Genomic DNA, 22,101 nt, shown 5'->3' with positions numbered 1-22,101 from the left:
GATTGCGGGTTTCAATTCCCTGTATTTGTAATGTTGATTAATAACACATAAAACAAAAACGGCCGCTCATACGAGCGGCCGTTTTTTATATCAACAAATGCTGATTATTTCTTACCAGGCTGCAGTGCAGCAGGAGCAGCAGGTGCTTCAGGAGCGCCAGCTTTAACATCTACCAGCTGAACATCGAATGCCAGTACGGAGTTACCTGGGATTGCAGGAGGACTACCCTGTAAACCGTAAGCTAAAGTAGAAGGAATGATCAGGGTTGCCTTGCTGCCTTTTTTCAGTGCAGCGATACCAGCATCCCAACCTTTGATCACGAAACCGCGACCGATAGGGAATTTGATAGGCTCGATCTTCATACCTGGTCTCAGTGTAGAATCCAGGCTGGAATCAAATACTTTACCATCCAGCAGTTTACCGGTATAGTGTACATACACAGTATCACCTACTTTAGGCTGAGCACCGGTACCTTCTTCCTTAACGGCTACATATACGCCTTCCGGAGTTGGGGTTGCGGTGATCTTGTTTTTATCCATGTATTCTTTGATGGTCTTTTCATCTTTTGCTTTCTGCTCAGCAGCAGCATATTTACCTACTACGATGAAAGTCACGTTCAGCTTGTCACCTTTTTTACCGAATGGTGGATGAGGCTCAGGCAGGCTATCGATAGGAATAGAGAAAGTAGCGCTATCACCTTCTTTCAGCATAGCCAGACCGTCCATCAGATCGTACTTGTTAACGGATTTAGAGATAACGAAAGGTACGGGACCTCCGGCCATCTTGCGGGATTCAACGAGTACGGAATCATTCAGACTTTGGATGATGTTCAGCAGTACAGTGTCACCCAGCTTCAGCTGCGCACCAGTACCTGACTTATGAACAACGAAATCTACGCCACCGGGTGTCTTTTTAGTGCCACCGGCACCGCAGCTGGCCAGGAAGAGGCCTAATGCTGCAACTAACAACTGTTTGTTCTTTCTCATTTGACTGTATTAGTAGGATTGAATAACTTATTGTAACTGTTCTTCGTTCTCTTTAATGGCTTCAATAAAATGTTGCACGGTTTTTTCAAGTGTCTCGGAGCTATGGCCGCCGGCTGCGTGGAAATGACCGCCGCCGTCGAAATATTTCCTGGCGAACGTGTTCACATCAAAATCACCTTTGGAACGGAAAGATAGTTTTATTTCCGCATGACGGTCTATGATCAGCGCTGCCAGCTTGATACCCTGGATAGACAGCAGGAAGTTCACCACTCCCTCTGTATCGCCGGTCTGCAGGTCAAAACGCTTCAGGTCCGTATACGGTATAGCCATCATGGCAGTATTATATTCATAGTATACCTCCATGCGGTTCAGCAGGCTGTGGCCCAGGAAGCGCAGGCGGTTTTCCAGGAAATTGTCATAGATCGCAGAGTGGATGATCTCATGTTTAAGACCGCGGTCAAACAGATCGGCCACCATACGGTGTACTCTTGCGGATGTAGAAGTAAAACGGAAAGAACCTGTGTCAGTCATGGTACCCGCATAAATGCACTGGGCCATGTCTTCATTAATCAGTGCCTCATCTCCCAGTTTGTAGATGATCTCGTATATCAGCTGGGCAGTGGATGCCGCAGTGGTGTCGCTGATACCATAATCAAAAACAGGTTGTGGTTCCAGGTGATGGTCTACCAGGATCTTTGTGCAGGCCAGCTGTGTCAGGTATGGCTCCATACTCTTTGTGCGGTACAGCGCGTTGAAGTCCAGGCAAAACAGCAGGTTGATACCTTCCAGCGCTTTCATCGCCTTCTCCTGCATGGATTCAAAATCAATTACTTCCTTTGCACCAGGCATCCATATCAGGAAATCCGGGAAATTAGTAGGGGAAATAACGGTTACATCATGACCTTTCTGTCTGAGATAATGGTATAAGGCCAGTGATGAGCCCATTGCGTCTGCATCTGGTTTCTGATGCATTGTTATTACCACTCTTTTAGGGGTTTCCAGCAAGGGCTTAATTTCCTCTATCCTCTTCATTCTTAACCTTTAAGTATACAGGCATGCCTGCTTTTATATGAACAATAAAATATAACTGTTTTTTTGCCAAAAAATGAAGTGCGAAGTTCTCTTTTTTTTCATCACTAAACAAATTCTGGTTACATTTGCGCGCAAAATTAGTTAATTAGGAATCTAAATATATGGCTAACAACAGAACTTTTACAATGATTAAGCCGGATGCCGTTGAAAATGGGCATATTGGTGGTATTCTGGCGAAAATTAACGCTGCCGGTTTCCGTATCGTGGCAATGAAAATGACCAGGCTCTCTTCTGAGAAAGCAGGTGAATTTTATGCTGTGCATAAGGAAAGGCCTTTCTACGGCGAACTGGTAGAATTCATGAGCAGCGGTCACATCGTGGCAGCTATCCTGGAGAAAGCTAATGCTGTGGAAGACTTCCGTAAACTGATCGGCGCTACCAACCCTGCCAATGCAGAAGAAGGTACTATCCGCAAACAGTACGCTGAGTCTGTAGGCCGTAACGCTGTTCACGGTTCTGACTCCGACGAGAACGCAGAGATCGAAGGCAACTTCTTCTTCTCCGGTCTGGAAAAATTCTAATTGAACTACCGGCCTACCGATTGCCGGTGAATGATATAAGAGGCCTTCCCATTGCTATGGGAGGGCCTTTTTGTGTAAATTGCCGTCCATGTGGGACATATACCTGAAAGGATTTAAAGCTTATCTCCAGCTGGAGCGATCCCTGTCTGCCAATTCTATTGAGGCCTATATCCGCGATGTAGAGAAGCTGGTGCAATACCTGCAATCGGTCGGCTTACAACTGCCCCCCGACCAGGTAACACTGTCTGAACTACAGGCCTGTGTGCAGTGGATTGCCAGCCTGGGTATGAGTGCTACCTCCCAGGCCAGGATCATTTCCGGTATCAAGGCATTCTACCGCTATCTGCTGCTGGAAGATATCATCCGCCAGGACCCTACCCTGCTCATTGAAGCGCCTAAAACACGCCGGCAACTACCTGATGTGCTCAGCTTTGATGAAATAGAGCAGATCATTGCACAGGTAAAGGCCGGTACCCCGGAAGGACAACGCAACCGGGCTATCCTGGAAACTATGTATAGCTGTGGCCTGCGCGTCAGCGAAGTAATCAGCCTGAAGATCTCCCAGTTACATTTTGACGCAGGTTTCATCCGTGTGGTCGGTAAAGGCGACAAGGAACGCCTGGTGCCTATCGGTCCCGATGCCATCAAGTATATCAATATCTACAAAGACGAGATACGGGTACATGTACCCGTCAAAAAGGGACAGGAAGATATCCTTTTCCTGAACCGCCGGGGCAGCGCATTAACCAGGGTGATGATCTTCCTCGTGATTAAAGACCTTACTGCTGCTGCGGGGATTGAGAAACAGGTGTCACCCCATACCTTCCGCCACTCCTTTGCCACCCACCTCGTAGAAGGCGGCGCCGACCTCCGCGCTGTACAGGAAATGCTGGGACATGAGAGTATTACTACTACGGAGATCTATACACATCTGGATAGGGAATTTTTGAGGGATACCTTGCAACGGTTTCACCCCCGGTTCTAATTTCCATATCCGGCTAATATCGCACATTCCGGTGTGTTGCTGCTCCCCGGTTAACGCCATTCCCCGGTTAACGCCATTCCCCGGTTAACGCCATTCCCCGGGTTATCACCCGGGGCTACAAACACGCACGCTCCTGACGGAGCTGAATGCAGCGAGTTAACAAATCAGCTTTCTCCCCAATTATTTCGGATATACGTTGGTTATCCCAGGCCATTTGACCCCGTCAGGGGTCTTATTGTTTGTAGCCCGGGGTGATAACCCCGGGAACAAAAATTCCACCGCCCCCAACCACAAGCATCCAATCAACGGAACGACCCAAATCCATCCAAAATCCATCCCAACCCCATCTTATAACATCCACCTCTAATACGGACTATCTTTATTACCAACAATTAACAAAATAACTATTTTAAACAGTCCTTGTAAAGCTTTTACCATAGCCTGTTCGGTGAGATAACCCATATATAACCCATATATAAGCCATATATGACCCATATATAACCCATATTTATAGAAATATGGGTTATATATGGCTTATATATGGATCGAGAATGGTTTATTATTGGATAACCATAAGGAAAAGACACTGTTAGAAGCGAAATTCGGATGCCTGAAGCACCCGAAAACAGCCATAAAAAAAGCCCTCAGCATAACCACCTTATGAAGGTTGTTATACTGAGGGCCCTATCCTTTCGGAAGATCTGCCTCCGATTATTACCGTATTGTTAACTCCTTTTTTCCAATAGTTATACCCGTTATCCTGAGTGTCATATAAGTGTGCAGGAAGTATTGACCCGTATGACGAAAACCTGTAAACAGATACCTTATAAACCCTTATAAACCTAAACCTACACCGATGAAGACACAACGTTTCATGCCTCTTGCAGGCATCCTGCTGACTGGCGTATTTTTCTCCGGCTGTTCGAAAGAGGACGCTGTAGCACCGGCCCTGAAAGCAGACAATGCTGTAGCCGTTACAGCTCAGGCAGCAGCCGTGGCGATGAACAGCTGGATGACCAGCCTTCCCGACAACAGCAGCATTGCTTCCCTGTCCATTCCGGGTACACATGACAGTGGTGCCCGCGTTGAACCGGTATCAGGTACCGCCAAATGCCAGGACCTGACTATCGCTGCCCAGCTGGAAGCAGGTGTCCGTTTCCTGGACATCCGTTGCCGCCACATTGGCAACGCCTTTGCCATTCACCATGGTTCTATCTATCAGAACATGAACTTTAACGATGTGTTACTGGCCTGCACCGGCTTCCTGACCAGCCATCCGGGTGAAACCATTGTTATGAGCGTGAAGGAAGAGTATGATGCTACTGACAACACCAGGACCTTTGAGCAGACTTTTGACTCCTATGTACAACAGTATTCCAGCTTCTGGTCTTTAGGTGCTACTATCCCTACACTGGGTCAGGTAAGAGGAAAGATCGTATTACTGAGAAGATTTGGCGCTACCGCTACGCCTAAAGGTATCGATGCTACTGCCTGGGCTGACAACACTGTTTTTACTATCAACAACAGCAATGCCAGTCTGAAGATCCAGGACCAATACGTCGTGCCTGACAACAATGCAAAGTGGAACAACATCAATGCACTGTTCACCGAAGCGAGCACACAGAGCAACAACACACTGTACATCAACTTCACAAGTGGTTACAAATCACTGATCTTCGGTATACCAAGCATTACAACGGTATCCGGCAACATTAACCCAAGGCTCAATACCTACTTTACCACCAATACGCATGGTAGATTTGGTATTATTCCGATGGATTTTGTTAATGCTGACAGGGCATCCCTGATTGCCAATACGAACTTTTAGGGCATAAAAAAACAGCTACCCTGGGAACTGGAAAAGGGGTAGCTGTTTTTTACTGAATGTGTGTGTATGTGGGTCACCAAACTTAATATTGAGGGCATGTAGTACCGGAATATAGGTTAAATAGTACCTTATCTCTTTAATGACTTACCAGTGAGAATTTTCGTCCTAGTACGGCCCAGTTGTTCCACCAACCGGGTACATGGCCTGATGCCTTTTTGAGTGCAGGAACCTGCATAATGATGTTAATCATACTGCAGGGACTCACTCCTTTTCGTTCCGGCATTGTAGCTACCTGGGCTTCTTCCTCCCATAGTAGCTGTTTATTCCGGTACACCTTAAAATAAATATCCGGTCCTTCCGGGTTCCGGCGATTACCGCCCAGCATCAATCTGCTGGTCAGTTGTTTTCTGCTGAACCGGAGCTGATACCGACCTTTTTCATCGGTACGCGCACATCCCAATAAGCGATGGTTTCCGGCATTGTACGCTTCTACTTTTAATTGTGCTTGTCCCTCTCTGGCATGTAACCGCCTTACTGTTCCTGCGATTACCCAGGTACCATAATTGGCCCTTATCTGACGCCAGCTTTCAACTGGCAAGATGTATGCATAAGCCGCAACGTATTGTTGTCCTGAACGTTTCCAGTTTGGCGCCATCATCCCCAGATTATAATGGGATTCCATCCCTCTGAAGTTTGCCTGTTCAGGCATATGACGCAAACAAATATCAAATTCAAGTGGCTCCGTAAATAAATGTAATTGTTCCCAGGTCAGCGTAAAATTCCCCTTCTCATCCAACCTGGTCTCAGCAAGTAAGCGATCCTGCTTTGCTTCGACCTGTCCCGCTGTAAGCTGACCGGGACCACTAAAAATGTCTCTTTTGGGGTAGGCTCCTATGGGGTGACGCCCATCTGGTAAATAAACACGTAAAAATGCATCTACCAAAGGTTCTGTACAATCATCCGAGATCAATGCAGAAATGTTTCCAATTAACAGGTAACACATAGCTTTAAAGTTTTAAAAAAAAGGGGTTAACACACTTAACCACATTCTGGCCGATATGGGTAGCCGCTTTTTTTTCTCTGCATTGTCTAGTAAAGGAAGAACAAACATGGGTAGAAAGGCCCATTTTTCTATGCTTGTGTGAGATAAAGATTTGCCCCCTTAACTCACAATGCAAAGATTGTTAAGTTATTGACGTCAGACAAGCGTTAAAGTACTGTTTGCACAGAATACGTAGTTCTACGCATTTTTCGTGGTTCACTACGTTAGTGTTAGGCGTATAAAATGGACAAAAACGACTTAATCAATTAATAGTCAATGTATTAATATATTATCAGAACACTACGTGGTACAAAGATGTTATATACGTATATGTTTTGCCAAGTGATTATTTATAATAATTTTACCACCAACTTAAAAACCACAGCACAATTATGGAGATACCTAAACATTTCCCCCCAGACGCCGGCGCCTTTGTCTCCAAGAAGGAAGCCGAACGCTTAAGGGACAATCACATGAAGAAGAAAAGAAAAAAGCATGGACATGATGATTTCATCCAGGCTTACTTCTTCGGAAAAGAAAAAATATTGGAGCTTCTTAACTGTCAGGAAGACATTACCGGATTACGTATCTACTACGGTAATGATACAGATGGCGACGGAATAGATGACAGGAAAATGGTCATTTACGCTGTTGATCCAAAGGGGCAGAACATTCTTTACAAGAAGAAAAAAGAAACCACAGATGTAAATTCATTCTCAGCTTCCTCTGCTGCTAAAGGCGCAGACGACGACGAAGGTGGTGCACTGGATAACGGCCTGCCATGCCCAGCAAATTGTCCGTGAGTGGTTCATCTATTAAACCCAAACTAAGTGTACATTCATCTGATTTTGTTTTACATCATGTGGGGGATCGAATGCTTGCTTTTGATCCCCTTTATCATTCACTTCGGGAAGCTTGGAAAAAGTGGCAAGTGGATTTTTTATTTCCTGATCTGCAGTATCATTTTTGCAGCCGGATCGAAGCTAATCGCTCAAATATGGGGAAATAATCTGTGGTTCTATAACACGATGTATTTCGTGGCATTTGTAATCCTATCCTTTTATTTTCGGGAAGTCATTAAATACAAGACGGTGCGCAACATTATCATGGGAATGCTATTCCCTGTATTAGCATTCATCATCCTTGACTATACGAAACTGGAGGGACCCAACGTCTTCAATTCTTATGCGATATCAGCGCAGACTTTTATCCTAATGATCTATTGTACTATCTTTTTCTGGCAATTAATCCGGGACGAAGACCTGGTGAGAAAGTCTGTTTTTATCAACTCACTCCCTGATTTCTGGTATAATTCCGGCATTTTCGTTTTTCATTCTGGTTTCTTTCTTTTCTCGCTTGCCTATAATATATTAAAGTTAAGTTTTACGATAAAAGGTGATTCTGGGTTGTGGACATTTGCAATAACATTCGGCGCCGGCATCATCCAGTTGATCCTATTATTTATTGGTGTTTTAAAAGTAAAAAAGAGCCACACATGAGGTTCTCAGAAATATTAATCATTGGGACATCAGTCATGTTGTTGCTTAGTATCCTGGTAGTAGTACTGGTGATCTTCCAGCAGAAGCAGGTAATACAACACAAACTTGCCATCCGTGATAAAGATCTGCAATTACAGAAAGAACGGCTGATGGCCATCCTCCAGGGACAGGAACAGGAACGCAAACGTATTGCGGAAGACCTCCATGATGAAGTGGGGGCGCAGTTATCCGTACTGAAACTCAATCTAAACCAACTACAACCTTTATTGAAGAACGGTAATGGAGAAACAGAGCAGTTAAAGGAAACCAAAGATTTTACAGATACGATCATACAGCATCTCCGCTTCATCTCTCAAAGCCTGCATCCCCAGGCACTTGAAAACCTCGGACTATCCAAAGCACTCGATTCTTTCTGCAGTCTGATGAATAAAAACAAACAGGTGAAGATCCTGTTTAAAGATGAAGGCGGACAACAAGACGTGGAATTTGAAAAAGCCCTGAACATCTACCGTGTTGTACAGGAACTGATCAACAACATCCTGAAGCACGCCCAGGCCACCCAGATAGCAATTACTTACAGAAGTACCCCTAACTTATTGCAGATCAACGTAACTGACAACGGTAACGGACTACTGCTGCGTTCCCTGGACGATTCACGCCAGAAAACCGGTAGCCTTGGATTGAAGAATATTGAGAGCCGGCTGAACGTTATCGGCGGTAGTATCCGATACCTGCCGGGCGAAAATGGTGGTACAAATGCGGAAATAAGAGTGGAAAATTTTCAAAGACCTGAGGAATAAGCCGAATTTTTCTAGCTTTGTCCTTGCTGAGCAGTCGATATATCCTATGGCCTGGAGGACTAACCTCCCGTCATGGTGAGCATTATTGTGCTGTAAAGCAAAGGGACAATCTAATAAAATATTTAAACAGCCTCCCCCTATGGTGAACAACATTAAGGTAGCCATTGCCGACGATCATAAGATCTTCCGTAGTGGCGTTATTAATACCCTCACCCCATACGAGAATATAAGTGTTGTGTTTGAAGCTGAAGATGGGGCGCACCTGCTGCAGATAATGGAAGAGCAACAGCCTGACGTTATACTGATGGACCTGAAAATGCCCAATATGGATGGTATTGAGGCAACCAAAAAGGTGCGGGAAAAATATGCTGACGTAAAAGTGATCGTACTTACCATGTATGAAGACGACAACTTTATCGTACACCTTATCGAAAACGGCGCCAACGCTTACCTGCTCAAAAACGCCGAACCAGGAGAAATATACGAAGCCATCTGCACCACCTACGAAAAGGGCTTTTACTTCAATGAGAACGTAAACCTCGCCCTCCTCAAAAAGGTGATGCACAAGAACAAGCAACACTTCAAACCTACTTTCCGCAATGAAGTACAGCTTACTGATCGTGAGCTGGAAGTACTCCGTCTTATCTGTAACGAATATACGACCCAGGAGATCTCCAAGGAAATATTCCTGAGTCCTCGTACTGTTGAAGGCCTGCGCCAGAAACTGCTGGAAAAGACCGGCGCCAAGAATATTGTTGGCCTGGTAATGCACGCTTTCAGAAACGGATTGATTGAATGATAAGTGGGTTGCCAGAATGATAAAGAAGACTCATATTTGCAGCAAATTAAACCACCAGTCAATTATGAAACCTTTATTTCGTTACCTGGCTGCCGGCTCTCTGCTGCTCAGCGCACAGTTATCATTTGCGCAGGTAAAAACGCCAGCTCCAAGCCCCGGACAGACCATTCACCAGGAATTTGCATTATCATTTGTTGAGGTAAACTATTCCCGCCCTGCTATGAAAGGCAGGACCATCATGGGCGATCTCGTTCCTTATGGTAAAGTATGGAGAACCGGTGCCAACGGCGCTACTACCATCACTTTCGGCGACGACATCACCTTTGGTGGCACCGCAGTGAAAGCTGGTAAATACGGCCTGCTGACCATCCCCGGCCAGTCTGAATGGACAGTGATCCTCACCAAAAGCCTGGATGTAACCAGCCCTGCTGCTTACAAACCTGAAAATGATGTAGTTCGCGTAAAAGTGCCTTCCAATGAACTGCCTTTTGCCGTTGAAAACTTCATGATCACTTTTGATGATATCAGTTCCAATGAAGCCAACATGCTGCTGATCTGGGATAAAACCATCATCTCTGTTCCGCTGAAAGCTGATGTAGACAGCAAAGTGATGGCACAGCTGGATGCTGCTATGAAAGGTGATAAAAAACCTTATTTCCAGGCGGCTTCTTACTACTATGAAACAAACCGCGACCTGAAACAGGCGCTGACATGGGTAGAGGAAGCTATCAAGGAAAATCCGACCGCTTTCTGGATCGCTACGCTGAAAGCCCGTATCCAGGCTAAAGCAGGCGACAAAAAAGGTGCAAAAGCTTCTGCTGAAAAAGCGATCGAACTGGCAAAAACTGCTAAGAACGATGACTACGTAGCCATCAATCAGAAGATTATTGCTTCTCTGTAAGAGCCTTACTGCTATTACATCTATATGCGTGAACGTTATTTGTTTCCGTAAACTGAAATGAGCTGTACCACTTGCGTCGTACAGCTCATTTTGTTTTTGATAAGCCCTTTTCAGGTCCAGTAAATATTATGCAGTCTTCTCTAATCGTTTATTTTCGTCGCCCATGATCAACTGAAAGATGGCTGCAATACCAATCACCAGGAAACAGCCGATGGCATTCAGCCAGAGGAAGGATACAATGTTCCAGAGGTATATCACTATCACGCCCAGTTCGGAGACAACAGCGGCCCAGAATGTAGCAGTCCCCCCTATTCTTTTGCAATAGAATGCCACGAGGAAGATGCCCAGGATAACACCGTAAAACAGTGATCCCAGGATGTTCACTGCCTCTATCAGGCTACCCAGCTGACTGGCAAATTGCGCTACCACTATACAGAATAAACCCCATGCAACCGTCCACCAGCGGGATACCTGCAGATAGTGCCCGTCGGTTTCCTCCTTTTTATACATACGCTGGTAAATATCAATCACCGTCGTGGATGCCAGTGAGTTCAGTGCTGCGGCAATACTACCCCAGGCTGCCAGGAAGATAATGGCAATGAGCAGTCCTACTAATCCCTTCGGCAAATTATTAACAACAAAATGCAGGAAGATGTAATTCGTATCGTTTGTATCCGCTGCAGGATCTGCTTTTTTAATCAGGCCAATGGCTTTTGTACGAGTCTCCTCAGCTGCACTTTCTGTCTTTTGCAATGCAGCCTTACCGCTGGCAATAGCTGCTTCATCTCCCTTTTTTATAGCAGCTGCCATTTCTGCCACCTGCGCCTGTTTTACAGTCGCCAGCCGGTTATATTCACTCTCTACCGCCTTAAAAGCGGTGCCCTGCTCTGACTTGTAGACCTTTTTTATCTGGGCTTCATTGAAGAATACCGGCGCTCTGAAATAGAGATAAAACACAAATACCAATGCCCCGATCAATAGTATCAGGAACTGCATGGGTACCTTCACCAGTCCGTTCATCAGCAGGCCCAGACGACTTTCGGTCACAGAACGGGCAGTCAGGTAACGGCCTACCTGCGACTGATCCGTACCAAAGTAAGACAGCGCCAGGAAGAACCCTCCTATCAGGCCACTCCAGATGTTATACCGGTCCTTCCAGTCGAAATCTGTAACGATGACATTCAGCTTATTCATTTTGCCCGATACCTGCAAAGCATCTATGAAGCCGACATTCTCCGGCAGCAAATGCACAACCATCCAGCCTGCCAGGAACATGGCGGAAAAGATGATCACCAGCTGGAATGTCTGCGTATAACTCACCGCCCTGGTGCCTCCTGATACGGTATAGATGATCAGCAGGCCCCCCATGATGATGTTCGTCAGATAGATATTCCACCCCATCAGAGAAGACAGGATAATAGAAGGCGCATAGATGCTGATACCTGTTGACAGCGCCCTTTGTAAAAGGAAGAGTCCTGAGGTAAGGGTCCGGGTTTTCAGGTCAAAGCGCTGCTCCAGGTATTCATACGCCGTATATACTTTCAGTTTATGAAAGATGGGCACAAAGGTGATACAGAGCACCACCATCGCCAGGGGTAATCCGAAGTAATATTGTACAAAACGCATCCCGTCGGTATAGGCCTGACCGGGAGCAGACAGGAAGGTCACCGCACTTGCCTGCGTGCCGATAATAGATAACAATACGATGTACCAGGGCATGGACTGGTTGTCCAGGAAATATCCCTGCATGTCGCGCTGACCGCGACTTTTCCAGACACCATACAAGATGATCCCTACCAGTGTAACCACCAGTACAATCCAATCAGCTGCGCTCATGAAAATACTTTAGTGAACAAATAAAAGCCTGCTATCAGTAATGCCAGCCAGACAATTACAAATACGTACCACATCCACCAATGTGGTAGTAATGGTGGTCTTTCTTCTGTCATAACAGATTATTTTTACTTCCTTTATCTTTTTCGCAACATGTTTCCGCTCAGTAATCCCAGTCCAAGACCTATCAGCAGTCCTATATGCACTCTTTTGATCTCAAAACCGATCACCAGTCCTACGATTATACAGAGCACGGCCGTTATAGTGAGCCGCGATCCGTTTTGCCTTTTATTGCTCATTGGATGGGTTTATTTCTTCGTTGAAATAAGATTCACAAACAGGCGGTAAGCACCGGGCACACCTGCGGGCAATTCTCTGAAGAATGCCAGTGAAGTGTAGACATATCTGCCTTTGCCGTATTTCGCCACCAGTGTAGAACCCTGCAAGGCTTCCTCTCCCTTATCGTGCATGGCAAACAGTTTCTCATATGCCGGATCAGCCATCTGGGTGAAGTAAAGTCCTCTCTCCTGTATCCATCCATCAAAATCATGATCAGTGATGTTATTAGGATAATGCATGATCTCACTCTGAGGCGTTAACATCGTCACAGCTGCTGTTTCATCAGTTACACGATCACGGGTCAGCGTGAAGGGATAAGGTCCCATATCAGTTATTACCAGTGGAGAGCTGACGTTGTATTGTACCAGATAAGTACCGCCGTTCTTCACATAGTCCATCAGGCGTGGCTGCCAGTATTTAATACGTGGATTAACGTTATATGCCCTTACGCCGGCAATGATGGCATCATACTGTTGCAGGTTGCCGTTCATGATCTCTTTTTCGTCCAGCAGGGTCACTTCGTAACCTACCTGTCGCAGGGAAGCCGCCACCATATCGCCTGCACCGGGGATGTATCCCAGCTTACGACCATTGTGCTTCAGGTCAACAGTCACCAGTTTCGCAAAAGCTTCGGGGAAGATGTTGATTTCCGGAATATGATCATATGCGATGGTGTGCAGGCTTTGGGTATACAGCTTACCCTCGCTGCGCACTTCCACACGCAGGGTGTCAGTACGGTTAATACCGGCCACTTTCTGCGGAACGATATTGAAGGTTACGACAGTTTCATCTCCTTTGGACGACAGTTCGAAAGGCTGTTCTGCCTCCTGGCTGGTAAAACCTGCCGGCAGCTGCAGACGTACGGTTCCTTTCATCTTCTGGCCCATAGCCCGCAGTTTCACCTGTACGGGTTGCGGCTGCGTTTGTGTAAAGATGAAAACATTGGTATGTAGCATCGCCACTACCGGCGGAGCCACTACCAGCGGTTCATATAATTCTCCCTTTACAGGATCAGTAAATTTATATTGTACGGGTCTGGTAACAGTCAGCGGTTCTCCATTGATACGGAGCTTAATCACTGCCTCCAGTGAAGGTTTATTTTCCGGGTAACCTACCTGCATAGGATCTTTGATGGTGTAGATCCCGATCGGGTGTGGCGACTGTAGCCAGTAAGGCTGGGACACAGGCAGGGAGGCGGGTAAGGTCAGTGATTCTGTGATGGTACGTAAACGGTTATACTCCAGCGGCAACTTGTTCAATGTAGTATCCTTGCCGTCGAAGCTGATCTGGTCTACCGTCACGTTAGTATGGCTGTTGCACAGCAGTTGTACGTTTCCTTCCATCGGCTGGCCGGGCACCACTACCTGTGTATTGCTGTAGGCTTCCATCCAGAGACCAGCACAGGCCATGATCAGGTCTTCTGTTTCCTTCAGTTTCTGTGTACGCCAGTAACCTTCCGGCAGTGCCTGGATAGCTTTGCGGATTTCCAGCAGGGCCGGTACCGAAGCTGCAGGATCTTCCATATTATAGGCTGCCTGGGCTTTATCGATCATCTCACCGATTGGTTTACCGCCTTGTACGCGGGTCCAGGTGGTATTTACACCGTCCAGTAAGCTGCGTACCGGTTTATCTCCCTTTACAGGACTGAAATATTCTAAAGAGCTACCTCTTGACGCAGGTACGCCAAATCCCTGGCTTTTGTGCTGGGAACGGCTTTCTGCGGCAATTTCGCCATATCCGCGACCCAGCAGATAGTTGAAGGTGCCCACGTTCAGTTCAAAGAGATTTCCGGCAGAATTGTCAACCTGACCACCCCAGTTAAAGGTATTCCACATGATGCGGTGGGCTTGCCAGGGAGCCAGTACTTTCAGCTGCTCGGGGAAACGTTTTGGATCGGCTGCAGCTTCGAAGGCTTCTTCTGCCAGCATAGCGGAGGCGGTATGATGCCCGTGACCTGCACGGCTGTCGGGTGGGAAGCGGCATACAATCACGTCGGGCTGGAACTTGCGGATCATCCATACCACATCTCCCAGGATCTTTTCCTTATCCCAGATGGTAAATGTTTCTGCAGGATTTTTCGAGAAGCCGAAGTCCAGTGCGCGGGTGAAGAATTGTTCTGCCCCATCTATACGACGGGCGGCCAGCAGTTCCTGGGTACGGATAAGGCCCAGTAATTCACCCTGCTCATCCCCTACCAGGTTTTGTCCGCCGTCCCCCCTGGTGAGGGACAGGTACCCGGTACGGTATAATTTCTCTTTTGCCAGGTATCCCAGTAAACGGGTGTTCTCATCATCAGGATGAGCGGCGATATATAAAACGCTACCAAGCGTATCCAGTTTCCTGAACTGTAATCTGATGTCTGCCGCATTTACGACCGGTGAGCGCTGAGCCCATGTGGTAGCGGCTAACAATCCTAAACTAAGTGTTAAAAACAATCCTTTGACCATTGCTCTTGTTTATTAAACAGTGGCCAAAAATAGTGATTAAATATAGCCGTAAAAGAAAATGTGATAAAAGGTGAAAGATATCACTTCTTAAACATGAAATAGACGGCGCCGAGAATGAATAAAAAGGAGATGAGATAGTTCCAGCGGAGCGGTTCCTTTAATACAAAGATGGCAAAGACAGCGAAAACAGTCAGCGTGATGACCTCCTGGATGGTTTTGAGCTGGAAGCCAGAGAAGCCCTCCTGGGCGCCGAAACGGTTGGCAGGCACCATGAAGCAGTATTCAAAGAAGGCGATACCCCAGCTGATCAGGATCACTTTCCATAGTGGTACGTTTTCATATTTTAAATGGCCGTACCAGGCAAATGTCATGAAGGTGTTGGAAATCAATAAAAGAATGATGGTGCGCATGTTGTTAAAGTCTCAAAAAGGGCATAAAGATAGACGATAGATCTAAAATAATTCCATTAGCAGGCAAGCATTGCTGGAATTATCGTCACTATCGTCTATCAGCTTAGTAAGATATAGTGAGGGAGAAATAGAAAATCGGCTTCAGGTACGACGGGGGTTGCTCATATTACCGAAAGATCCGTTTCCGAACAGACTGAAAATCTGATGAACGATTATATTTCAGCCAACCCTAACAGCCCATTAGGTGATACCCCGGGCGACATAACGTGATCATTCGCTTCGATCGGCCCCTGAGGAGCCGTTTGTTTGGAACCCCGGGCGCAACTCCTGGAGCAAAATGGATTGTCTCAGGCCCCCTGAGGAGCCGCGTGTCTATAGGTCCGGAGTGTTCCCTGGAACAAAATGGATTGTCTCAGGCCTCTGTTCACACAGCATTGCTGAAAAAAATAAACCGGCCCAAAAGAGCCGGCCGGTTGTTACAGGTCTCAACTTTCCTATCATGCTTAGGAGTTGTAAGTTTAAACGCTAAAGCGGTAATTTCATTAGTCCAGCTTTATTTCCCCCAGGTCTGTTGTTTTGCCGTCTTCGACTTTTACGTCTTTGAGGGTGGCGTCTTTATAAGGATCTTTAGCGTCGATTATCACGGTATAGGAGCCCGCTTTTGCGGACTGTACTGAAAATGCGCCGTCTGTGATGGGAGCTTTCAGGGTATCCATTCCTGAAATAGCCCATACTTCTGATGCCCCGTCTGCCGGTGTGATCTTGCCGCTGATGGTTCCTCCATCAAAGGTGGTAAAAGCAAAAGCTCCAACTACCAGCGCAACAAGAGCCGACAGCCCAAACGTTGTCGTTTTCATACAAATTGGTTTTAGGTTTTTTACAATAATCGAAATGGTTATAAAAAACTTTTATTAAAACCGCACTTGATTAGCAGGCGCCTGCAAAGTGCCGCTTTGTTCACTGTCTACATATACAATACAACCAATTTTAACCTCACCATTAGTCCTTTTGAAAAAAAAGTTGTCTTTTTTTTAGCATTTGGGGAATTTCACTGAAAACCGGCTACTATGGCGGATTTAATTTTTTATAAATACGAAATATCCGGTTCAGGAGCCTATGGGTCAGTCAATTGGCTGTTTAATTGCGAGAATAAACTAATTTTGCTACGTTCTGTTTTTGATAGCCGACTTTAGTCCGTTGCAATAGCAATTACATAAAAGAATAGAAAAGATTAGTTACAGGATGCCGCTCAACAATACAGATATAGTTAATGGGGTCCGGAACAGGGATAAAAATGTATTTGAGATCATTTTCAATCAGTTTTCATCCGCTATGTTCAGCATCGCCCTGCGATACCTGCGTGACCAGGACGAGGCACAGGATATTGTGCAGGACGTATTTCTGAACCTATGGCGCACAGCAGACAACCTGGACGAACGCGCCCCCATCCAGCACTATCTGGCAAGGGCTACGGTGAATACCTGTCTTAACCGGATAAAGAAGGCCCAAAGACAACAGCAATATACTAAGGAACAACAGCTTACCTCTACGGAATCCACAGTCGAACATCTGTTACTGGAACACAAAGAGCTCGAAGCCCAATACTTATCCATCCTTGAGAAATTGCCGGAACAATGCCGCCGGGTATTTGAAATGAGCCGGTTCAAGGGATTGTCACCCACAGAAATTTCCCAACAACTGAATATTTCCATCAACACAGTTTATACGCACCTTACCACTGCATTGAAAAAGATCAGGCTGGGACTGCTGAATCAGCAGTAAGGAGGAACAAAGACCTTATATTATCTGTTTACCTTCTATATATATTATTATATAGCACCGACAATAAAGACAGGTCTCCCCTCACGAGGTTTTTTTTAGAAATGAACTAATGGTAAGGCTATTTTTGATTGTATTAATACTAAGAGATGAAACAGCAACCTGATATCGATGTCGTTATCCGCTACCTGGAGGAACCAGGGAATGAGGAGCACAAACGTTCACTGGATGAATGGTTGCAGCTGGATGCTGCCAATCTGGATATCTTCCTGGAAACGAAAGCGTTGTGGCAGGGAGATGTATTGCCTGCAGCCGCATCTTATAATATCTCTCAGCAATGGCAACTACTGGATGTACAGCTTACTGCTGCCAACGTCGCTCCTGTTACCATTACTGCCCAACCCCAACCGGCCCCCGCAGCTCCTGCTGAAGAAAAAGGCCGTATTAAGCCAATTATCACCCGTTACTGGTGGGCTGCTGCCGCCGCTGCTGCTGTAGTGGTAATAGCGGTAACCCTGTTCCGCCAGCCTTCATATATCGCCCAGCAAACCGCTCAGAATACAGATAGCCTCCTGCTGCCCGACGGCACACGCCTCTATCTGAATGCCCACACCAGTGTAAAATACCCCCGCCGTTTCCAGGGAAGCAACAGGGAAGTGTTTGTACAACAGGGTGAAGTATTCGTAGATGTAAAACACATGCCGGAAAAACCCTTCTCCGTTCATCTGAAGAATGTGGATGTAGAAGTACTGGGAACCTCTTTCGACGTGAAAGAGACCAAACAGGGAGTGAAGGTCTTCGTACAGACAGGAAAAGTGAAGGCGGTCTATAAAAACGGTAAAAAATCAGTGATCCTTACTCCTGGTGAAGAAGCAGAAATGCTGCTGGCCGGTACTACCATCAGTACCCGTCTCCACCAGAACAATAATCCTATCGCCTGGAAAACAGGTCACCTGACCTTTGTGGACGCTCCTCTCTCTGAGGTGGCTGAAGTACTGGGAGATTACTACAAGGTAGATATTGTTCTGAAGGGAGAAGGTCTGGCAGACAAGAAACTGCTCGCTACTTTCCATAAAGAATCTCTCTCTGAGGTACTGGACATTCTGTCCAAAACTTTGCAGGTAAAGGCCATACAAAAAGATAGCCTGGTAGAAATTTATTAGTCGTACGGAGGAAAATGCAGTTTACGATACAGGCACTCCGTAAGGCGGCTTACTATAAGCGCTGGTGCATACTACTATTTTGGGTATGTATAGGCTTGTCGTTTGCACATTCTTCCCGAGCAACCAATAGTCCTATCCCCTATACCGATTTTCAGGACGGAGATACCATCAAGGTAACCTTGAAGGTATACCGTGCTAATCTTCGGCAGGTGATACGCCTGATCGAAAAACAGACAGGTCTCACCTTTGCTATCTCCTCTACCCTGCTGGACAATGCCCGCTCCGTATCCATACAGGCACAACGTCAGCCACTTACCTCCGTTCTCCGCCAGATATTTGCAGGCAGCAGATATGCCTTCGAGATCCGCAATAAACAGATCATCGTGTACCCGGAAGATCAGGCGCCTGCCACACCAGGTATCGTTAAACGGCCGGCCGACAAAGAACTGGAACAGTTTGTTGTTACAGGTCTGGTTACCGACGGAGAAAGACCATTGGCAGGGGTTTCCATACGTGAAAGAGACACACACAATGGCGCCAGCACCACTGAGAGCGGCCGCTTCCGCATACCGGTAGCCAACGGACAGGCAGTATTGCAATTCTCCCTTATCGGTTATGAGACCCGGGAAATTGCCCTGAGAGACAGAAAAAACCTGGAGATCATCCTCCAAAGCGATACCAAAACATTAAACGACCTCGTGATCATCGGTTATGGTATCCATAACAAAGCAAACATCACCGGCTCCATCACAAAAGTGGAAGGCCGCCGCTTAAAAAGCCGACCTGTTACCAATGTGATGGCAGCATTACAGGGTACGGCTCCGGGTTTGCTGGTGACCCGCAACAACGGCCAACCCGGTAAAGAAGGCTTCAATCTCCAGATCAGGGGACTCTCCTCCGGCAACTATAGCGAACCGCTTGTACTGGTTGATGGAGCGCCCGGTTCCATTACCTTACTCAATCCCAATGATATTGAATCCATCTCTGTGCTGAAAGATGCCGCCGCTGCATCTATCTATGGCCCGCTGGCAGCAGGTGGTGTAGTGCTGGTCACCACCAAAAGAGGGAAGCCTGGCAAGATCTCCGTGGAATATAACAGCCTGTTTGGTATAGAAAAGCCGATTGCATTGCCTAAGCGGATGCGCTCCTGGCAAGCAGCTTCCTTACAGAATGAAGCGGCGCAAAATGCAGGTCTGCAGCCTGTATGGACGGCACAGGAGATTTCCCTGATGCGGGACCCGAACATTAATTATCTACCAAAACTGGACGGCAGCGGGAACTATAATTATTACGATGATTTTGATCCGCTGGACAACGTCACCCGTAATAACAGCACTACGTCCACCTTTACCATTACCGCCAAAGGCGGCAGTGCAGAACATCAGTACCTGCTTTCCCTCGGACAATTCTCCCGGCAGGGGTTATTCAATACCGGTCCGGATAAGACGTCCAGAACCAACGTACAATTCAATGCCAACAACCGCTTCAGCGACGTACTGAGCCTGGAAACCAGTCTGCAGTACGCCAACAGCAATACCCTCTCTCCCGGATGGCGGGTGGATGGGAACTATGGCCTGCTGAACTTCTTATACCAGGCGCCAGGCAATGTACCCGTTTACGTACCAGGCACCAATCAGTATACCGCAGGTTATAACAGCATTGCGTTACTGAAAGGCGCCGGCAAACGGGATGAGCGCAGCTCCTACGCGGATGCTGTATTCAGCCTGAAAGCGGAAAACCTGTACAAAGGGCTTACCTTAAAAGCGGTGTATAGTCCTCAGTTGACCACCAGTCACGACGGACTTGGTAAACGTACTGTCAACTTCTATGATGGCAGTGGTTTTATCAATAGTGTCAATGATCCTAATTCCCTGAAAAGAGGCTACCTGATGGAAGTACAGCACAGTTTACAGTTGCTGGCAGACTATGACCTTCCTGCAGGAAAGAAGAATACGGTGCATATACTGGGCGGTTATGCCTATGAAAGTCATTACCAGCATCAACGGATCATGACCGCTACGGGTGTAACAAATAATGAGCTGTCGCAGCTTTCATTCAATGATCCGCTCAAGGCCAATACCCTGCACTTTAAAGGTGCAGGCGGACTATCATCCATCTTTACGCGTATCAACTATAATTTCAAGGACCGCTACCTGCTGGAGGCAAACCTGATAGCGGCAGCGCTGACTTACAATACGACCCAACAACCGGAGATCAACAGGAAACATCTGTTCCCCTCCTTCTCTGCTGGCTGGCGACTGAATAACGAGAAATGGTTTGCGTCTGCATTCCCCTTCTTTGATGAATTCAAGCTACGCGCCTCCTGGGGGATGCTGGGCAACTTCAACTGGCGCAGCGGACTCAATGATTTCAACTACCGCGATCAGATATTACACCCGACGGCATACCCGATCATGACTTACGATGAGAATGACCGCTACATCCCCGGGAATAATAACTGGGAAACCGTTTCTACCGCCAATGCTGGCCTGGACCTGACCTTCTTCAAAGGCCGGCTGAATATCAATGCAGACTATTTTGTGAAGCACAATTCCCATATGCAGATCGCTACACAGACCTATCCGCAGGTGGACTGGCTATCGCCAACCTTCTATACCGCGGAGCTGCGCTCCTGGGGATGGGAACTGAACCTGGGCTGGCGCGATAACCGCGGACCTTTCAGCTATTGGGTGAATGCAAACCTGTTTGACGATCAGAATAAGATATTAGATGCCAGCGGTAATACCGCCTGGCTGAATGGGAACAACCGCGGACTTGTAGGACTGCCTTATAATGCCATCGTGGGTTACAAGGCTACCGGATATTTCCAGAATGAGGCGGAAGTGGCAGGTCATGCTTACCAGGGTGCTACTACTGCTCCCGGTGATATCCGCTACCAGGATGTCAATAGGGACGGCGTTATCAGTGGCGGCAGTCACACTACCAACGATCACGGGGATCTGGTATACCTGGGCAGCTCACAACCGAGATATTCTTATGGCTTCGATGCAGGATTTTCCTGTAAGGGTTTCGACTTCTCTGTTTTCTTCCAGGGAATCGGGGCCAGGAAGGTACTGGTGCCGGCAAAGTACGGCATGCCATTCGTTGATGGCTGGCAGCAGCCCTGGCTGATACACAGTGATCACTGGTCACCGAATAATCCGGATGCAGCTTTCCCGCGACTGTATGCCGGGTATAATCAGAACCTGCTGCCATCGTCTTTCTGGGTGATGAATGCGTCTTATATCCGTTTAAAGAATCTCCAGATCGGTTATACTTTCCACTTTGACAAGAATCGTCCGCTGATCAATAGTCTGCGGGTTTATTTCTCCGGCCAGGATCTCTGGGAGGTGAATAAGATGAAGATCCGGTATTATGATCCGGAACAGGCGAGTAGTATTGGTTATCAGTATCCGTTCTTCCGGTCGTTTACGATGGGGTTGAATGCGAATTTTTAGGAGGGATACCGTGAGTCACCAGTTCATAGGCGTATCACAGGTTACCGATGGATTACGGGGTTATTGGATATCGGGATTATGGGTTATCGGGTTATCGGGGTTATCGGTTATCGTTCCCGGGGTTGAACCCCGCGCTACAAACAATAAGCCCCCTACCGGGGTCTATTGGCGCGAATGATCACATTATGCCGCCCCGGGGTTGTCACCCTGCGCTACAAA

General features: G+C 46.9%; 18 protein-coding genes. 10 read left to right on the top strand and 8 right to left on the bottom strand.

Translation table 11 applies throughout. The features are described 5' to 3' along the window. Positions 1 to 104: 104 nt before the first annotated feature. Both BLR32_RS32775 and BLR32_RS32770 read right to left on the bottom strand, forming a co-directional pair. Entirely contained in the window at positions 105 to 986 is an 882-nt protein-coding gene (locus tag BLR32_RS32775; protein WP_089838760.1) for an FKBP-type peptidyl-prolyl cis-trans isomerase, read from the bottom strand. 27 nt (positions 987 to 1,013) lie between these two features. After that, positions 1,014 to 2,018 carry a DHH family phosphoesterase gene (locus tag BLR32_RS32770; RefSeq protein ID WP_089838758.1) on the bottom strand — a complete coding sequence of 335 codons (1,005 nt, stop codon included), beginning with the start codon at positions 2,016 to 2,018 and terminating at the stop codon, positions 1,014 to 1,016. 161 nt (positions 2,019 to 2,179) lie between these two features. On the opposite strand from BLR32_RS32770, the gene BLR32_RS32765 reads away from it, so the two are divergent. From BLR32_RS32765 to BLR32_RS32755, 3 genes are all read left to right on the top strand, one after another. After that, positions 2,180 to 2,599, top strand: coding sequence for a nucleoside-diphosphate kinase (locus tag BLR32_RS32765; RefSeq protein ID WP_089838755.1), 420 nt, complete (start codon positions 2,180 to 2,182; stop codon positions 2,597 to 2,599). Positions 2,600 to 2,687: 88 nt separating this feature from the next. Then, the gene (gene xerD / locus BLR32_RS32760; protein WP_089838752.1) at positions 2,688 to 3,584 is read left to right on the top strand and encodes a site-specific tyrosine recombinase XerD; all 897 of its coding nucleotides are present in this window, start codon (positions 2,688 to 2,690) and stop codon (positions 3,582 to 3,584) included. An 856-nt stretch (positions 3,585 to 4,440) separates the two neighbouring features. Then, a complete protein-coding gene (locus BLR32_RS32755; protein ID WP_089838749.1) occupies positions 4,441 to 5,412 on the top strand; it encodes a phosphatidylinositol-specific phospholipase C in 972 nt (323 codons plus the stop codon). A 136-nt stretch (positions 5,413 to 5,548) separates the two neighbouring features. Here BLR32_RS32755 and BLR32_RS32750 read toward each other — a convergent pair whose 3' ends face one another. Then, the gene (locus BLR32_RS32750; RefSeq protein WP_089838747.1) at positions 5,549 to 6,415 is read right to left on the bottom strand and encodes a hypothetical protein; all 867 of its coding nucleotides are present in this window, start codon (positions 6,413 to 6,415) and stop codon (positions 5,549 to 5,551) included. Positions 6,416 to 6,846: 431 nt separating this feature from the next. Here BLR32_RS32750 and BLR32_RS32745 point away from each other — a divergent pair, with 431 nt between their 5' ends. The 4 genes from BLR32_RS32745 to BLR32_RS32725 all read left to right on the top strand — a co-directional run bounded on the left by BLR32_RS32745 (position 6,847) and on the right by BLR32_RS32725 (position 10,453). Further along, a complete protein-coding gene (locus BLR32_RS32745; RefSeq protein WP_089838746.1) occupies positions 6,847 to 7,257 on the top strand; it encodes a hypothetical protein in 411 nt (136 codons plus the stop codon). Between the two features lie 692 nt (positions 7,258 to 7,949). Next, entirely contained in the window at positions 7,950 to 8,753 is an 804-nt protein-coding gene (locus tag BLR32_RS32735) for a sensor histidine kinase (RefSeq protein ID WP_089838741.1), read from the top strand. Between the two features lie 139 nt (positions 8,754 to 8,892). Then, positions 8,893 to 9,552 carry a response regulator transcription factor gene (locus BLR32_RS32730; protein ID WP_089838739.1) on the top strand — a complete coding sequence of 220 codons (660 nt, stop codon included), beginning with the start codon at positions 8,893 to 8,895 and terminating at the stop codon, positions 9,550 to 9,552. 64 nt (positions 9,553 to 9,616) lie between these two features. After that, on the top strand, positions 9,617 to 10,453 hold the full coding sequence (locus BLR32_RS32725) for a DUF2911 domain-containing protein (RefSeq protein WP_089838737.1): 837 nt from the start codon (positions 9,617 to 9,619) through the stop codon (positions 10,451 to 10,453). Between the two features lie 126 nt (positions 10,454 to 10,579). Here BLR32_RS32725 and BLR32_RS32720 read toward each other — a convergent pair whose 3' ends face one another. From BLR32_RS32720 to BLR32_RS32705, 5 genes are all read right to left on the bottom strand, one after another. After that, a complete protein-coding gene (locus BLR32_RS32720; protein ID WP_089838735.1) occupies positions 10,580 to 12,289 on the bottom strand; it encodes a sodium:solute symporter family transporter in 1,710 nt (569 codons plus the stop codon). A 134-nt stretch (positions 12,290 to 12,423) separates the two neighbouring features. Next, positions 12,424 to 12,585 (bottom strand): hypothetical protein, encoded by a 162-nt coding sequence (locus tag BLR32_RS34215; protein WP_176842517.1) that lies wholly within the window; start codon positions 12,583 to 12,585, stop codon positions 12,424 to 12,426. A 9-nt stretch (positions 12,586 to 12,594) separates the two neighbouring features. Further along, positions 12,595 to 15,072, bottom strand: coding sequence for a PIG-L family deacetylase (locus BLR32_RS32715; RefSeq protein ID WP_089838733.1), 2,478 nt, complete (start codon positions 15,070 to 15,072; stop codon positions 12,595 to 12,597). Between the two features lie 80 nt (positions 15,073 to 15,152). Next, a complete protein-coding gene (locus BLR32_RS32710) occupies positions 15,153 to 15,482 on the bottom strand; it encodes a DMT family protein (RefSeq protein WP_089838730.1) in 330 nt (109 codons plus the stop codon). Between the two features lie 542 nt (positions 15,483 to 16,024). After that, on the bottom strand, positions 16,025 to 16,339 hold the full coding sequence (locus BLR32_RS32705) for a peptidase associated/transthyretin-like domain-containing protein (RefSeq protein WP_089838728.1): 315 nt from the start codon (positions 16,337 to 16,339) through the stop codon (positions 16,025 to 16,027). A 385-nt stretch (positions 16,340 to 16,724) separates the two neighbouring features. Here BLR32_RS32705 and BLR32_RS32700 point away from each other — a divergent pair, with 385 nt between their 5' ends. The 3 genes from BLR32_RS32700 to BLR32_RS32690 all read left to right on the top strand — a co-directional run bounded on the left by BLR32_RS32700 (position 16,725) and on the right by BLR32_RS32690 (position 21,882). Then, positions 16,725 to 17,264 carry an RNA polymerase sigma-70 factor gene (locus tag BLR32_RS32700; protein WP_089838726.1) on the top strand — a complete coding sequence of 180 codons (540 nt, stop codon included), beginning with the start codon at positions 16,725 to 16,727 and terminating at the stop codon, positions 17,262 to 17,264. Between the two features lie 146 nt (positions 17,265 to 17,410). Continuing rightward, positions 17,411 to 18,424 (top strand): FecR family protein, encoded by a 1,014-nt coding sequence (locus tag BLR32_RS32695; protein WP_089838724.1) that lies wholly within the window; start codon positions 17,411 to 17,413, stop codon positions 18,422 to 18,424. 14 nt (positions 18,425 to 18,438) lie between these two features. Further along, positions 18,439 to 21,882, top strand: coding sequence for a SusC/RagA family TonB-linked outer membrane protein (locus tag BLR32_RS32690; protein WP_089838722.1), 3,444 nt, complete (start codon positions 18,439 to 18,441; stop codon positions 21,880 to 21,882). Positions 21,883 to 22,101 lie beyond the last annotated feature (219 nt).

Source organism: Chitinophaga filiformis, assembly GCF_900102545.1.
Taxonomy (GTDB): domain Bacteria; phylum Bacteroidota; class Bacteroidia; order Chitinophagales; family Chitinophagaceae; genus Chitinophaga; species Chitinophaga filiformis.
This window is presented reverse-complemented; position numbering and strand designations above follow the sequence as displayed.